16 protein-coding genes are annotated in these 14,388 nt (G+C 67.9%); 10 read left to right on the top strand and 6 right to left on the bottom strand.

What is annotated here, in order from left to right; all coding sequences use genetic code 11:
- Nucleotides 1-3: 3 nt before the first annotated feature.
- Genes TX88_RS06065 through TX88_RS06090 form a run of 6 tightly spaced genes read left to right on the top strand, consistent with a single transcriptional unit; the run spans nt 4 to nt 6,313 of the window.
- Nucleotides 4-480: a (2Fe-2S)-binding protein gene (locus tag TX88_RS06065; protein WP_044515396.1), complete on the top strand. Its 477-nt coding sequence runs from the start codon at nt 4-6 to the stop codon at nt 478-480.
- Nucleotides 477-2,876, top strand: coding sequence for an aerobic carbon-monoxide dehydrogenase large subunit (locus tag TX88_RS06070; RefSeq protein ID WP_044515397.1), 2,400 nt, complete (start codon nt 477-479; stop codon nt 2,874-2,876). Before TX88_RS06065 ends, TX88_RS06070 begins: the two co-directional genes overlap by 4 nt.
- Before the next feature lie 11 nt (nt 2,877-2,887).
- Nucleotides 2,888-3,613, top strand: coding sequence for an XdhC family protein (locus TX88_RS06075; protein WP_044515398.1), 726 nt, complete (start codon nt 2,888-2,890; stop codon nt 3,611-3,613).
- Nucleotides 3,610-4,500, top strand: coding sequence for an AAA family ATPase (locus tag TX88_RS06080; protein ID WP_044515399.1), 891 nt, complete (start codon nt 3,610-3,612; stop codon nt 4,498-4,500). The genes TX88_RS06075 and TX88_RS06080 overlap by 4 nt, the downstream gene beginning before the upstream one ends.
- Nucleotides 4,497-5,132: an SRPBCC family protein gene (locus TX88_RS06085; protein WP_044515403.1), complete on the top strand. Its 636-nt coding sequence runs from the start codon at nt 4,497-4,499 to the stop codon at nt 5,130-5,132. The genes TX88_RS06080 and TX88_RS06085 overlap by 4 nt, the downstream gene beginning before the upstream one ends.
- On the top strand, nt 5,129-6,313 hold the full coding sequence (locus TX88_RS06090) for a vWA domain-containing protein (RefSeq protein WP_044515405.1): 1,185 nt from the start codon (nt 5,129-5,131) through the stop codon (nt 6,311-6,313). The genes TX88_RS06085 and TX88_RS06090 overlap by 4 nt, the downstream gene beginning before the upstream one ends.
- Here TX88_RS06090 and TX88_RS06095 read toward each other — a convergent pair.
- Nucleotides 6,310-6,960 (bottom strand): VTT domain-containing protein, encoded by a 651-nt coding sequence (locus TX88_RS06095; protein WP_209447035.1) that lies wholly within the window; start codon nt 6,958-6,960, stop codon nt 6,310-6,312. The two genes, TX88_RS06090 and TX88_RS06095, sit on opposite strands and share 4 nt — an antisense overlap.
- A 119-nt stretch (nt 6,961-7,079) precedes the next feature.
- Here TX88_RS06095 and fbaA point away from each other — a divergent pair, with 119 nt between their 5' ends.
- On the top strand, nt 7,080-8,117 hold the full coding sequence (gene fbaA / locus TX88_RS06100; RefSeq protein WP_044519144.1) for a class II fructose-bisphosphate aldolase: 1,038 nt from the start codon (nt 7,080-7,082) through the stop codon (nt 8,115-8,117).
- Here fbaA and TX88_RS06105 read toward each other — a convergent pair.
- Together TX88_RS06105 and TX88_RS06110 are read right to left on the bottom strand one after the other, a co-directional pair.
- Entirely contained in the window at nt 8,114-8,704 is a 591-nt protein-coding gene (locus TX88_RS06105) for a CHAP domain-containing protein (protein WP_044515407.1), read from the bottom strand. The genes fbaA and TX88_RS06105 overlap by 4 nt on opposite strands.
- 9 nt (nt 8,705-8,713) lie before the next feature.
- Complete coding sequence (locus TX88_RS06110) at nt 8,714-9,505, bottom strand: Rv0361 family membrane protein (RefSeq protein WP_044515409.1); 792 nt, start codon at nt 9,503-9,505, stop codon at nt 8,714-8,716.
- 64 nt (nt 9,506-9,569) lie between these two features.
- Here TX88_RS06110 and TX88_RS06115 point away from each other — a divergent pair, with 64 nt between their 5' ends.
- Nucleotides 9,570-9,986, top strand: a complete 417-nt coding sequence (locus TX88_RS06115; RefSeq protein WP_044515410.1) for a DUF3151 domain-containing protein — start codon at nt 9,570-9,572, stop codon at nt 9,984-9,986.
- A gap of 2 nt (nt 9,987-9,988) precedes the next feature.
- Here TX88_RS06115 and TX88_RS06120 read toward each other — a convergent pair whose 3' ends face one another.
- The 3 genes from TX88_RS06120 to TX88_RS06130 all read right to left on the bottom strand — a co-directional run bounded on the left by TX88_RS06120 (nt 9,989) and on the right by TX88_RS06130 (nt 12,365).
- Nucleotides 9,989-10,885, bottom strand: coding sequence for a cation diffusion facilitator family transporter (locus TX88_RS06120; protein ID WP_044515411.1), 897 nt, complete (start codon nt 10,883-10,885; stop codon nt 9,989-9,991).
- Between the two features lie 66 nt (nt 10,886-10,951).
- Nucleotides 10,952-11,731, bottom strand: coding sequence for a site-2 protease family protein (locus TX88_RS06125; protein WP_044515412.1), 780 nt, complete (start codon nt 11,729-11,731; stop codon nt 10,952-10,954).
- Nucleotides 11,732-11,783: 52 nt separating this feature from the next.
- Nucleotides 11,784-12,365 (bottom strand): hypothetical protein, encoded by a 582-nt coding sequence (locus tag TX88_RS06130; RefSeq protein WP_044515413.1) that lies wholly within the window; start codon nt 12,363-12,365, stop codon nt 11,784-11,786.
- A gap of 105 nt (nt 12,366-12,470) precedes the next feature.
- On the opposite strand from TX88_RS06130, the gene TX88_RS06135 reads away from it, so the two are divergent.
- Together TX88_RS06135 and TX88_RS06140 are read left to right on the top strand one after the other, a co-directional pair.
- Complete coding sequence (locus tag TX88_RS06135; protein WP_044515414.1) at nt 12,471-13,766, top strand: adenylosuccinate synthase; 1,296 nt, start codon at nt 12,471-12,473, stop codon at nt 13,764-13,766.
- Complete coding sequence (locus TX88_RS06140; RefSeq protein WP_044515415.1) at nt 13,763-14,386, top strand: PaaI family thioesterase; 624 nt, start codon at nt 13,763-13,765, stop codon at nt 14,384-14,386. The genes TX88_RS06135 and TX88_RS06140 overlap by 4 nt, the downstream gene beginning before the upstream one ends.
- The last annotated feature ends 2 nt before the right edge of the window (nt 14,387-14,388 follow it).

Consider the following 14,388-nt stretch of genomic DNA (forward strand, 5'->3'; position numbering starts at 1 on the left):
GCCATGCAGGTCAACATGACGGTCAACGGCGAAGCGGTCAGTGCCGAGATCGAACCCCGAATGCTGCTGGTGCACTTCCTGCGTGACCAACTGGGGCTGACAGGGACCCATTGGGGCTGCGATACATCCAACTGCGGCACATGTGTCGTCGACGTCGACGGAGAACCGGTGAAATCCTGCACCATGCTGGCCGCGATGGCCTCCGGGCACACGATCCGCACGGTCGAGGGCATGGAGGTCGACGGTCATCTGGACCCCGTGCAGGAGGGGTTCATGCAGTGCCACGGACTGCAATGCGGGTTCTGCACCCCGGGCATGATGATCACCGCCCGTGCGCTGCTCGACCGCAACCCGGACCCGACCGAAGAAGAGATCCGCGAAGCGATCTCGGGTCAGATCTGCCGCTGTACCGGCTACACCACGATCGTGCGATCGGTCCAGTGGGCGGCACGTCGGGCTCATGAGGAGGCGAACGCATGACGACGCTGGAGAACCCGGTCAGCCGTCCCGAGGACACCGCGACCAACGACGCGAAACCCTGCGGCCACGGCCGGATGCTGCGCAAGGAGGACCCGCGATTCATCCGGGGCCGCGGCACCTACGTCGACGACGTCACGCTGCCGGGCATGCTGCACCTGGCGATCCTGCGCTCGCCGTACGCGCACGCCAGGATCGCAGGCATCGATGTGACTGCGGCGCAGGCACATCCGAAGGTCAAGGCCGTGGTCACCGGTGCCGACCTGGCGGAGAAGGGCCTGGCCTGGATGCCGACGCTGTCCAACGACGTGCAGGCCGTGCTGGCCACCGACAAGGTCCGGTTCCAGGGCCAGGAGGTGGCCTTCGTGGTCGCCGAGGACCGGTACTCCGCCCGCGACGCCCTGGAACTCATCGACGTCGACTACGACCCGTTGGACCCGGTGATCGACGCCCGGCACGCACTGGACGCGGACGCCCCGGTGATCCGCACCGACCTCGAGGGCAAGACGGACAATCACTGCTTCGACTGGCAGACCGGGGATGCCGCGGCCACCGAGGCGGTTTTCGCCAAAGCCGATCTCGTGGTCAAACAGGAGATCGTCTACCCGCGAGTGCATCCCGCACCGATGGAAACCTGCGGCGCGGTCGCCGATCTGGATCCGGTGACCGGCAAGCTCACCCTGTGGAGCACCTCGCAGGCCCCACACGCGCACCGCACGTTGTACGCACTGGTCGCCGGCCTGCCCGAACACAAGATCCGGGTGATCTCGCCGGACATCGGCGGTGGGTTCGGCAACAAGGTGCCGATCTATCCCGGCTATGTCTGTGCGATCGTCGGGTCTCTGCTGCTGGGCAAGCCGGTCAAATGGATGGAGGACCGCAGCGAAAACCTCACCAGCACAGGGTTCGCGCGGGACTACATCATGGTCGGCGAGATCGCGGCCACCTCCGACGGCAAGATCCTGGCGATCCGGTCCAACGTGCTGGCCGACCACGGTGCCTTCAACGGCACGGCGGCCCCGGTGAAATACCCCGCGGGCTTCTTCGGCGTGTTCACCGGCAGCTATGACATCGAGGCGGCCTACTGTCACATGACCGCGGTGTACACCAACAAGGCACCCGGAGGAGTGGCCTACGCCTGCTCGTTCCGCATCACCGAGGCGGTGTACTTCGTCGAGCGCCTGGTGGACTGCCTGGCCTATGAGCTCAAGATGGATCCGGCCGAGCTGCGGCTGCGAAACCTGTTGAAACCCGAGCAGTTCCCGTACAAATCCAAGACCGGCTGGGTGTACGACTCCGGCGACTACGAGAAGACGATGCGGCTCGCGATGGAGATGATCGGTTACGAGGGCCTGCGCGCCGAGCAACGGGAGAAGCGCGAGCGCGGCGAACTGATGGGCATCGGCATGTCGTTCTTCACCGAGGCCGTGGGTGCCGGCCCGCGCAAGGACATGGACATCCTCGGCCTCGGCATGGCCGACGGCTGCGAACTGCGGGTGCACCCGACCGGAAAAGCTGTGGTGCGGTTGAGTGTTCAGACCCAGGGGCAGGGCCACGAGACGACTTTCGCCCAGATCGTGGCCGAGGAACTCGGGATCCCGCCCGAGGACATCGACGTCGTGCACGGCGACACCGACCAGACCCCGTTCGGCCTGGGCACCTACGGCAGCCGGTCGACACCGGTGTCGGGTGCGGCGGCCGCGCTCGTTGCGCGCAAGGTCCGCGACAAGGCCAAGATCATCGCCTCCGGGATGCTGGAGGCCTCGGTCGCCGACCTGGAATGGGACAAGGGCAGCTTCCACGTCAGGGGTGATCCGACGGCGTCGGTCACCATCGCCGACATCGCGATGCGCGCGCACGGCGCGGGCGATCTTCCGGAGGGGATCGAGGGCGGTCTGGACGCCCAGATCTGTTACAACCCGGAGAATCTCACCTACCCGTACGGTGCGTACTTCTGCGTCGTCGACGTCGACCCGGGAACCGCCGTGGTCAAGGTGCGCCGGTTCCTCGCGGTCGACGACTGCGGCACCCGGATCAACCCCATGATCATCGAGGGGCAGGTGCACGGCGGCCTGGTCGACGGCATCGGCATGGCCTTGATGGAGATGATCGCGTTCGACGAGGACGGCAACTGTCTGGGCGGATCGTTGATGGATTACCTCATCCCCACCGCGATGGAGGTGCCGCACTTCGAGACCGGGCACACCGTCACGCCGTCGCCGCACCACCCGATCGGAGCCAAGGGCATCGGCGAGTCCGCGACGGTGGGCACACCGCCCGCCGTGGTGAATGCCGTGGTGGATGCGTTGGCGCCGTTCGGGGTTCGGCACGCGGACATGCCGCTCACCCCGTCGCGGGTATGGGAAGCCATGCAGGGCCGGGCCAGGCCGCCCATCTAGAGGGAGTACAGATGACTCTGAGCGAGCGCGTGGCACAACTTCGCCGGGCACGAACGCCATTCGTGCACGCGACGGTGGTGCGCGCGCAGCCGCCCACCTCGGCACATCCCGGGGATGAGGCGATCCTGTTGGCCGACGGCACGATCGAGGGGTTCGTCGGAGGACACTGCGCTCAGAACTCGGTGCGCAAGGCAGCGCTGGGGGCGCTGCAGGTGGGTGAGAGTGTGCTGCTGCGGGTCTTGCCCGACGGCGATGTGCATTTCCCGGAGGCCCCGGGCGCCTGCGTGGTGGTCAATCCCTGTCTGTCCGGCGGCGCGTTGGAGATCTTCCTGGCACCCGAGGTGCCCGCGCCGCTGGTACAGATCTTCGGCGGCACACCGATCGCCGAGGCCATGGTCGAGCTGTGCGGGATTCTCGGCTACGACGTGCGGCGGCTCGACGATCTCGGCGCCGACCCCGGGGATGCCACCGCGGTGGTGATCGCCAGTCTCGGTGGCCCCGAAGGCGAGGTGATCCGGGCTGCGGTGGATGCCGGGGTCGGCTACATCGGGCTGGTCGCCAGCCGGGTGCGCGGGGCGTCCATCCTGGACGGCCTGGGATTGACGGAAGCCGAACGCGCCAGGGTGCACACGCCGGTGGGCCTGGCGATCGGCGCGAAAACCCCGGCCGAGATCGCGGTTTCGATCGTTGCCGAGGTCATCGAAGGCATCAGGGTCGGCGGGCTCCGCGGCGCATGAGCACTGACCCGGTATTCAGTGGTGTCGAGGATGTGGTGCGGCGGTTCGACGCCAGCGATTACCTGCTCGGCGAGGGCACCGCGACAGCCATCTATCTCGCGGTCACGATGGGACGCCCGTTGCTACTGGAGGGCGAGCCGGGCGTCGGCAAGACCACCGCGGCCAAAACACTGGCGGCCGTGCTGGATACCCCACTGGTCAGGCTGCAGTGTTACGAGGGGCTGACCGCGAGCGAGGCCCTCTACGACTGGAACTATCAGCGCCAGCTGCTGTCCATCCGGCTGGCCGAGGCTCGCGGCGGCGAACAGCTCGACGAGGCGCACCTCTACACCGAGGCCTATCTCATCGACCGGCCGATCCTGCAGTGCGTGCGGCACCGCGGACCGCGGCCACCGGTGCTCCTGGTCGACGAGATCGACCGGGCCGACGACGAATTCGAGGCGCTGCTGCTGGAGTTCCTCGGCGAGGCCGCGGTCACTGTTCCCGAGCTCGGCACATTCGTCGCCGACCGACCGCCCGTCGTGGTGCTGACGTCGAACCGCAGTCGCGACCTGCACGACGCGTTACGTCGTCGCTGTCTCTATCACTGGATCGAATACCCGCAGCGTGCCCACGCCGTGGCGATCGTCCGTCGCACGGTGCCAGGGGCCACCGACCCGCTGATCGAGCGGGCGGCCCAATTCGTTGGTGCCGCACGCGATCTCGACCTCGACAAGCCACCGGGTATCGCCGAGATCATCGACTGGGTTGCCGCCCTGGTGACGTTGGGCGTCGGAGACCTGGTGGACCCCGCCGCGCTGGAGACACTCGGGGCACTGGCCAAGACCCCCGACGACACGGGACAACTCCGTGACGCACTGCTGGAACTGAGAGGAAGCGCCCTATGAAGATTGCCAACGAGTTCACCGTCAGCGTGCCGGTCGACGAGGCATGGGACCTGCTCACCGACCTCGAGCAGGTGGTCCCGCTGATGCCGGGCGCACAGCTGACCGGTCAGGAGGGCGAGAACACCTTGGGCAGGGTGAAGATCAAGGTCGGCCCGGTCACCAGTGAGTTCAACGGCAAGGTCCACTTCGTCGAGCAGAACCGCGACGAGCACCGGGCCGTCATCGATGCGTTGGGCAAGGAAGCCCGAGGCACCGGCAATGCCGCCGCCACCGTGACCGCCCGCTTGCACGATGCCGGACAGGCGACCCGGGTCACGGTCGACACCGACCTCAAGGTCGTGGGCAAGCTCGCCCAGTTCGGCAGCGGCATGCTGCAGGACGTGTCGGAGAAACTGCTGGGCCAGTTCGTCGAATCGCTGGAAGCCAAGCTCGCCACCCAGAAAGCTCCGGTGGAGCCCACCGAAAAGCCCGTAGCCGCACCGGTTCCCGGCCCCGAGCCGATCGACCTGCTGGATCTGGCCGGCGGCAGCGCACTCAAGCGATACGGTCCCCGCGTCGCCGGTGCCTTTCTGCTTGCGGCCCTGGTGTTCACCTTCGGCCGGCTGCGGATGGCAAGGCACGCTCGCCGGTGACGTCATCCCTGCTGCGTGGGGCCGACCTGGCGGCGTTCGCCGTCGCGCTGGTCGACCGGCTTCGCGCGGGCGGGGTGACGGTGTCGGCGGTCGGGCCCTCGACCCTGGTCCAGGCGATGCACGAGCTGGTGCCCGCCGCGCGGTCTCGGCTGTACTGGGCGGCGCGGCTCTCACTCGTCACCAGGGTCGAGGATCTGCCTGCCTTTGACGCGGTGTTCGACGCGGTTTTCGCCGACGCCGTGCTCGGCCTGGATCCGCCCGGTCTCAAGCGGTCGTCTTTGTCGTCGACCACGCCCGCTCAGAGCTCGGCGGCCGCGGCCGGCGAAACCGCCGACGCCGATCTGCCGTGGACGACCAGGCCGGCGTCCGTCGCCGCGGCGGCCGGCTCACCCGACGGCAGGGCGCTGCCCGACCTGATGCCGAGCTGGTTGGCCGCGCGTGCCGACGAGCCGTTCGAGCAGTTCGACAGTGACGAGCTGAGGCGGATCGGAGCCTGGCTGGAAGGCGCGGAAGCCCGCTGGCCGCGCCGCCGCACGCTGCGTCGGCGCCGTCACCCGGCCGGCCGGCGCGTCGACCTCAGGGAAACCATCAGGGCCTCCCGGACCACCGGCTGGGAGCCGTTGCGGGTGGCCAGGACCCTGGCCCGGCTCCGTCCCCGGCGGGTGGTGCTGGTGTGCGACGTCAGCGGATCGATGCAGCCCTACGCCGCGGTGTATCTGCATCTGATGCGCGCGGCCGCGGTGCACCGGCGGACCCGGCCCGAGGTGTTCGCGTTCGCGACCACGCTCACCCGGCTCACCGCCGTGCTGTCGCACCGGTCTGCCGAGGTGTCGTTGGCCCGGGCCAACGAGAAGGTGGCCGATCGCTACGGAGGCACCCGCCTGGCCCGGTCGATCGCTGCGCTGCTGAGCGGTCCGCACGGTCATGCGTTGCGCGGCGCGGTGGTCGTGATCGCCTCCGACGGATGGGATTCGGACCCGCCCGAACTGCTGCAGCGCGAGATGATCCGGTTGCGCCGTCGGGCGCATCTGGTGGTGTGGCTCAACCCTCGCGCGGCGGCACCGGATTATGTGCCCCTGGCCGGATCGATGGCGGCAGCGTTGCCGCTGTGCGATCACTTCCTGCCGGCGCATACGCTCGTCGGCCTGCGTGAGCTGTTCGACGTGCTCGCAGGCAGTTAGGCCTGCTCGGCGGCGGCTTTCTTGGCGGCGCGACGGCGCTTGAGCCACTCGAAGAACATCGGGGCCACCGAGGCCACGACGATCAGGATGAAGATCGGCTCGAGCAGCTTCTGGATGATCTCGAACTGGCCCAGCCAGTAGCCGAGCAGCACCAGGCCGACGCCCCACACGATGGCGCCCAGGACGTTGAACGTCGTGAAAACCGAGTAGCGCATCTTGGCGGCACCGGCGACGATCGGCGCCAGGGTGCGCACGATCGGCACGAAGCGGGCGATGACGATCGCGAACGGGCCGCGCTGCTCGAAGAACGCGTGGGCCTCGTCGAGGTACTTCTGCTTCAGCACGCGGTTGTCGGGCTTGAACATCTCGACACCGATGAACCGGCCGATGACGTAGCCGACCTGGCCGCCGAGGATCGCTGCCAGCGGGATGAACACCAGCAGCTGCCAGAGTGCGAAGTTGGCGTCCACGGCCGTTCCCTGAGCGGCGGTGCCCGCGGCGAGCATGCCCGCCACGAACAACAGCGAGTCGCCGGGAAGGACGGGGAACAACACCCCGGACTCGACGAAGACGACGACGAGGATGCCCACCAGGGCCCAGGTGCCGAAGGATCCGATGAGGTGCAGTGGATCCATGAAATCCGGCATGAGTGCCAGATTGGTCGTAGCCTCAGGGAGGGCGGTGTCGATCACGACTCCTAAGGGTACCTGGGCCCCACCACCGGTCTTCACCTGCGATAACCCACGTCCAGATGGAAGGACAAGCCATGCCGATCGCCACGCCTGAGGTCTATGCCGAGATGCTGGGCCGGGCCAAGGAGCATTCCTTCGCGTTTCCGGCCATCAACTGCGTCGGCTCCGAGAGCCTCAACGCCGCCATAAAGGGCTTCGCCGACGCGGGCAGCGACGGCATCATCCAGTTCTCGACCGGCGGGGCCGAGTTCGCCTCCGGGCTGGGGGTCAAGGACATGGTGACCGGCGCCGTCGCGCTGGCCGAGTTCGCCCACGTCATCGCCGACAAGTACCCGATCACAGTGGCCCTGCACACCGACCACTGTCCGAAGGACAAGCTGGACACCTATGTGCGTCCGCTGCTGGCCATCTCCGCCGAGCGCGTCGCCGCGGGCCGCAATCCGCTGTTCCAGTCGCACATGTGGGACGGCTCGGCTGTCCCGATCGACGAGAACCTGACCATCGCCCAGGAACTGCTGAAGCTCGCGGCGGCGGCCAAGATCGTCCTCGAGGTCGAGATCGGCGTGGTCGGCGGTGAAGAGGACGGCGTCGAGGCCGAGATCAACGAGAAGCTCTACACGTCCTCGGAGGACTTCGAGAAGACGATCGACGCGCTGGGCGCCGGTGAGCAGGGGGCGTATCTGCTGGCCGCGACGTTCGGCAACGTGCACGGCGTGTACAAGCCCGGCAACGTGGTCCTCAAGCCCGAGGTGCTGGCCGAGGGGCAGCGGGTGGCCGCGGCCAAGCTCGGATTGCCCGGTGATGCAAAGCCTTTCGACTTCGTCTTCCACGGCGGATCCGGCTCGCTGAAGTCCGAGATCGAGGACTCCCTCAAGTACGGCGTGGTGAAGATGAACGTCGACACCGACACCCAGTACGCCTTCACCCGTCCGCTGGCCGCGCACATGTTCACCAACTACGACGGAGTGCTCAAGATCGACGGCGAGGTCGGGAACAAGAAGGTGTACGACCCGCGCAGCTACCTGAAGAAGGCCGAGGCGTCCATGGCCGAGCGCGTCGTCGAGGCCTGCAACGACCTGCACAGCGCCGGGCGCAGCGTCACCGGCGCTTAGGTGGCCAGCCGGCCGTACCCGAGGATGCCCGCGATCTCGGCGTCGTCGAGGGTGTGCACGCGGATGCCGCCCTCCTCGTTGCCGCCGACCGTGGTGATCGCGTTGTCGTCCACGACCACAACGAAATTCGCGTGCAACCCGAGTGGGCTGCCGTCGGCGTACAACACCACGTCACCGGTGCTCGGCCGGTAGGAGTCCGGGGCGGCGAACCGGCCGGCGGCCTGGTAGTACTCCTGCAGGGTGTACACGCCCGGGATCCGCCAGGTGCCCGAGTTCGGGTTGGACAGCGGCCGGCCCGCCTCGTTGAGCACCCAGCTGACGAAGTCGGCGCACCACGGCTCCTCGACTCCCTCGGAGAAATGGCTGCCGCCGGGCTGCGCGTCGTACTGCGCCTGCAGCACATCGACGACGCGGGCCTGGGCCGGATCGAGTGCGGCACGGTCCAGCTGGGGAAAGGCCACGGGTTTGCCGGGCAGGACGTCGAGTACCGAGCCCGGATGCCGGACCAGCAGTGCGGTCACGCCGACGACGATGACCACGCCGAGCGCGCACAATGCCAACCAGAGCTTGGGTCCGCGCAGGGTCACCGGACCAGGTTAGCCGGTGGGCGCCTGGCAGATCTTCCACTGATTGTCGCGGAACTGAAGGTCGAAGCTGCGGGTGGACCGCGTTTGCGGGGCAAAAGCCATGAAGCTCGTGACGTTGGCCTCGGCGTGGTCGCCGTTGACGACCACCTGGTCGATGCTGGCCACCACGGGGTACTGCTTGGCGGCCTCCACCCGGGCGTGAGTTTCATCCCAGGCCCGCTGGTCGTAGTTGACGTAGTTGTCACGGGTGGTACCGCAGGTGATCGAGCGCAGGGCGGCCAGATCGCCGCGTTGGATGGCCGAGTCGAAGTTCTGGATCGTCGCGCGGACGTCGTCCTCCTGGGACGCGGCGGCCGACGACTTGCGGGTCAGCAGGACGGTGCCGAGCACCGCGATCGCCACCAGCGCCGCGATCACCAACACGACCGCGACCACCCATCCCCAGCTCCGGCGGGTGGCGGGCTGCGGCTTCTGTTCCGGTTCCTCGCGCGGCGGGATGACTTGCGGTGCAGCGCCTTTCGGCACCTCGGCCGCGACGGTGTCGCCCTCGCCAGGCGGAGCGAACACCTCAGTCTCGGGGTCGGGAGGCGTGTCGATCTTCTGCGTCGACGAGTCGAACCCGGACGGCGCGGTGAAGCGTCGTTCGTCGTTGAGGTGGACTTCCCCGGTGACTTCGTCGGCCGAGCCGAAGATCTCGGTGGCCGGTTCGCTCACCTCGGACATGTTCGGCAACTCGACCTTCTCGGTCGGTGTGTCGCTGTGGTCGGCGCGGCCCTCGTCAGGTCCCGTTGGGTTCGACATCCCTGCTGCGGTCCTCCCGTACGTCGGTACCGGTGGAGCTTATCGGTCGGTGCACAATAGGCCCATGACACGGATGGGTGATTTGTTGGGACCGGAACCGGTTTTCCTTCCCGGGGACCCTGAGGCCGAGGACGAATTGGCTGCGGGTGAGAAGGCGGCCGTGGTGGCCGCCGCCCACCCGTCGGCGTCGATCGCGTGGGCGGTGCTGGCCGAGAACGCCCTGGCCGACGACAAGGCCGTCACCGCATATGCGTACGCCCGCACCGGTTATCACCGCGGGCTGGATCAGCTGCGCCGCAACGGCTGGAAGGGCTTCGGCCCGGTGCCGTTCGCCCATGAGCCGAACCAGGGATTCCTGCGGTGCGTGGCCTCGCTGGCCCGGGCCGCCGACGACATCGGCGAGACCGACGAGTTCCAGCGGTGCCTGGATCTTCTGGACGACTGCGATCCGGCTGCGCGCGCCGAACTCGGCCTGGCCTGACCTCAGTCCTTCGCCTCGCAGGAGCAGTCTTCGGCTGAGGCGGGCGGCTCCACCTGCACGGTGGCGTGCGCCAGGCCGCGGGCGTTGAGTACCGCGCGTGCGTCGTCGAGCACCCGGGCGGTATCGGCGCTGCTGGTCAGGTGTGCGGTGACCATGTCTTTGCCGGGAACGAGTGTCCACACGTGCAGATCGTGCACCTCGGTCACGCCGTCCACCGATTCGAGCGCGGCCCGGAGTTCGTTGACGTCGATGTGCTGCGGGGAGGATTCGCTGAGAATCCGCAGCGCGGCCCGGGCCAGGGCGATGGCCCGCGGCAGCACCCACAGGGCGACGAGGACCGCGACCACCACGTCGGCGTAGGGCCAGGCGGTGGTGACGGTGACGATGCCGGCGACCAGGACGCCGATGCTGCCGACGGTGTCCGCCACGACCTCCATGTAGGCGCCCTTGACCGCGAGGCTGTCCTTGGAGTGCGACCGCAGCATCATCACGACGACGGCATTGGCGGCCAGGCCGGCCAACGCCACGACGATCATCGGCACGCCGGGGACGTCGGGAGCATTGCCGAGGCGTTCGAAGGCCTCGTAGAGGATGAAGCCCGCCACGCCCAGCAGTAGGGCGGCGTTGGCCACGGCGGTGAACACCTCTGCCCGGTGCCAGCCGTAGGTGCGGGCCGGGGACGTGCTGCCGCGCTTCGCCAGCAGAACCGCGGTCAGCCCCATGAACATGGCGACCAGATCGGTCAGCATGTGGCCCGCGTCGGCGAGCAGAGCGATCGAGTTGATCAGCAGCGCTGTGACCAGCTCAAGGACGAAGAACGCGCTGAGAATCGCCGCGGCGATGATCATCCTGCTGACGCGGGTATCGCTGCTGTGGCTGTGATCGTGGCCGGCACCCATGCTCCGAAATATATGCGGAAGTACGCATATGTGGCAAGCGCCGAGGTCGTTGTCGGCGACGACGCGTCAGAGCCAGGCGGACCAGAACCGGGTCAGCTGGCTGCCGATCGACACCAGCTGGCTCGGCACACCGGAGAGGTCGACGAACCAGAACACCACCCCGAAGAACCATCGGTTCAGCACCGGCGTGAACAGCAGGATGATCAGGATGAACAGGCCCCACTGCTTGGCGGGCTCCAGTGCGCGCTGGGTGTCGGGGCTCAGATGTGGTTCCAGTGCGCCGTAGCCGTCCAGCCCGGGAACCGGCAGCAGGTTCAGCACTACCGCGGTGACCTGCAGGAACCCCAGGAAGGCCATCCCGGACCAGAACACGCTGTGGGCCGGGTCGAAGAAGATCCGGGTGACGGCGAGCAGCAGGACCGCCAGCACCAGGTTGGCCGCCGGGCCGGCCAGGCTGACCAGCGTTTTCTGCCGGGCCGTCATCCAGGAAGTGCGGACGTAGACCGCGCCGCCGGGCAGCCCGATCCCGCCGAGGGCGATGATCAGCACCGGCAAACCCAGCGACAGCAGGGGATGGGAGTACTTGAACGGGTTGAGCGTCAGGTAGCCCCGCACCGCGACGTCATGGTCGCCGAACCGCCAAGCGGTGAAGGCGTGGCCGAACTCGTGCAGGCACAGCGACACCAGCCAGCCCGCGATCACCAGGATGAAGACGCCCACATAGGACAGTGGCTTCACGTTGTCCGCGGCGAGCCAGGCCAGCACTCCGCCGGCCACGGTGAGCGCGACGACGGCCAGGAAAACCGGGCTCGGGCGTACCGACTGATGCAGCGGGCGGATGTTCACGATTCGACGCTACGGCAATTCGGCTGGCAATTCGGCCGGCGATCCGGCCCGCTCAGCCGACGCGCAGCCAACCTTCGGTGTGCCTGTAGAACGTCGATCGTCGTAGGGTCCGCGGCGCGGGCACCCCGTCGCGGATCACCTGCGCACCCGGGGTGCCCAGCTGCGCGGCGCGTCCGGCGACCCAACGGACCGGCCGGCCCCGGTCCGACAGCACGCTCGCGCGCAGTCCCGGCATGTTCAGCGTGGGCTCGACCCGGACGCCCGGTGCCTCGCCGTCGAACAGCACGACGTCGTCGACGACGGCCTCGCCCTCCAGGGACGCACCGTCGGGTCCGTGCCATTGCGCCGCGCCTACCAGCACTGTTCCCGTCTCGTCGCGGATCAGCGGGACACGCCGGGCGGGGGCGCGCAGTGCGCGCCGGGCCGACCAGCTGCCGGCGGCCGCAGCGACCTCGACGTCGAGCCGATCGGCGCGCAGCAACGCGGTGAGCACGACGGCCAGCTCGGCGTCGCCGCCGGTCACGACCAGTCGGCGGGGTGTACCGAGGTCTTCGACATCGACCCTCGGCAGGTCGCGGAGCGGGCGCGGAACACGGCCTGTGCCGACCACCGCGACCCCGTATGAAGCGGACAAAACTGCTCCTCGCGGTCAAGAAAATGTGTTCGCAGCGTGTGCTGGGATAAGGTGGCCTACCGGCTGCACCACACTAGTGCGGAAGATTGAGCGGGAGACTACGCCATGCCGGCAATCGTCCTCATCGGCGCCCAATGGGGTGACGAGGGCAAAGGTAAAGCCACCGATCTGCTCGGTGGTCGTGTGCAATGGGTTGTTCGCTACCAGGGGGGCAACAACGCCGGGCATACCGTCGTCCTGCCCACGGGGGAGAACTTCGCACTGCACCTGATCCCCTCGGGCATCCTGACGCCAGGGGTCACCAACGTCATCGGTAACGGCGTGGTGGTCGACCCGGGCGTGCTGCTCACCGAGCTCCAGGGCCTGGAAGATCGCGGCGTCGACACCTCGGGCCTGCTGATCTCGGCCGACGCGCATCTGCTGATGCCGTACCACGTCGCCATCGACAAGGTCGTGGAGCGCTACGCGGGCAGCAAGAAGATCGGCACCACCGGCCGCGGCATCGGTCCCTGCTACCAGGACAAGATCGCCCGCATCGGGATCCGGGTCGCCGACGTGCTCGACGAGCAGTTGCTGGCCGAAAAGATCGAGGGCGCACTGGAATTCAAGAACCAGGTGCTGGTCAAGATCTACAACCGCAAGGCGCTCGAGCCTGCCGAGGTGGTGGAGAACCTGCTCGCCCAGGCCGAAGGCTTCAAGCACCGCATCGCCGATTCCCGGCTGCTGCTGAACCAGGCCCTGGAACAGGGCGAGACCGTGCTGTTGGAGGGGTCGCAGGGCACCCTGCTCGACGTCGACCACGGCACCTACCCGTTCGTCACCTCGTCGAATCCGACAGCCGGCGGTGCCGCGGTCGGTTCCGGGATCGGGCCGACGCGGATCACCACGGTGCTCGGAATCCTCAAGGCCTACACCACTCGTGTCGGGTCCGGTCCGTTCCCGACCGAGCTGTTCGACGAGCACGGCGCCTATCTGGCCAAGACCGGCGGCGAGGTCGGCGTGACCACCGGCCGGGCCCGGCGGTGCGGCTGGTTCGACGCGGTCATCGCCCGGTACGCAACCCGCGTCAACGGCATCACCGACTACTTCCTGACCAAGCTCGACGTGCTGTCCAGCCTGGAGACCGTGCCGGTGTGCGTCGGCTACAAGGTCGACGGCAAGCGCACCAACGAGATGCCCATGACTCAGTCCGAGATTCACCGCGCCGAGCCGATCTACGAAGAGCTGCCCGGTTGGTGGGAGGACATCTCCGCCGCGCGTGAGTTCTCCGATCTGCCCGCCAAGGCCCAGGACTATGTGCTGCGGCTGGAAGAGCTTGCCGGCGCACATGTTTCGTGCATCGGTGTGGGTCCGGGCCGCGAGCAGACGATCGTGCGACGTGACATCTTGGCCGCCAAGTGAGCGACGAACCATCGGTTTTCGAGCAGCACGGCGGATTCCCGGTATTCAAGCCGGCCGATCCCGGGCCGGGATTCGGGCGCTTCCTGACCGCGATGCGCCGGGTGCAGGATCTGGCTGTCTCGGCGGACCCGGACAGCGACACCTGGGACGACGCGGCTGATCGGGTCGAAGAGCTCGTCAAGCTCCTCGACCCGTACGAGGCCGCCGAGGGCGTGGGCCCGGCCAATCGGGTGCCCTCCTTGCCGGGTGCAGGCAGCCTGCTGATGGCGCCGTGGACCATGTCCAAGTTCGAGCCCGAAGGCGTCGAATTGCATGTGCAGTTCAGCCGTTTCCACGTCGGCGGCAACTACGCGGTGCACGGCGGTGTGCTGCCACTGCTCTTCGATTCGGTGTTCGGCATGGTGATCCACGCCGCGGGCCGGCCGATCAGTCGCACGGCGTTCCTGCATGTGGACTACCGCAAGGTGACGCCCATCGACACGGTGCTGACCGCACGCGGATGGGTTCGTGAGGCCGAGGGGCGCAAGGCTTTTGTGAATGCCGAGCTGCGTGATCCCGACGAGAACCTGCTCGCCGAGGCCCATGGTCTGATGATCAGATTGCTGCCCGGCCAGCCGTAGGC

It is taken from the genome of Mycolicibacterium septicum DSM 44393 (genome assembly GCF_000455325.1).
Classification (GTDB): Bacteria; Actinomycetota; Actinomycetes; order Mycobacteriales; family Mycobacteriaceae; genus Mycobacterium; species Mycobacterium septicum.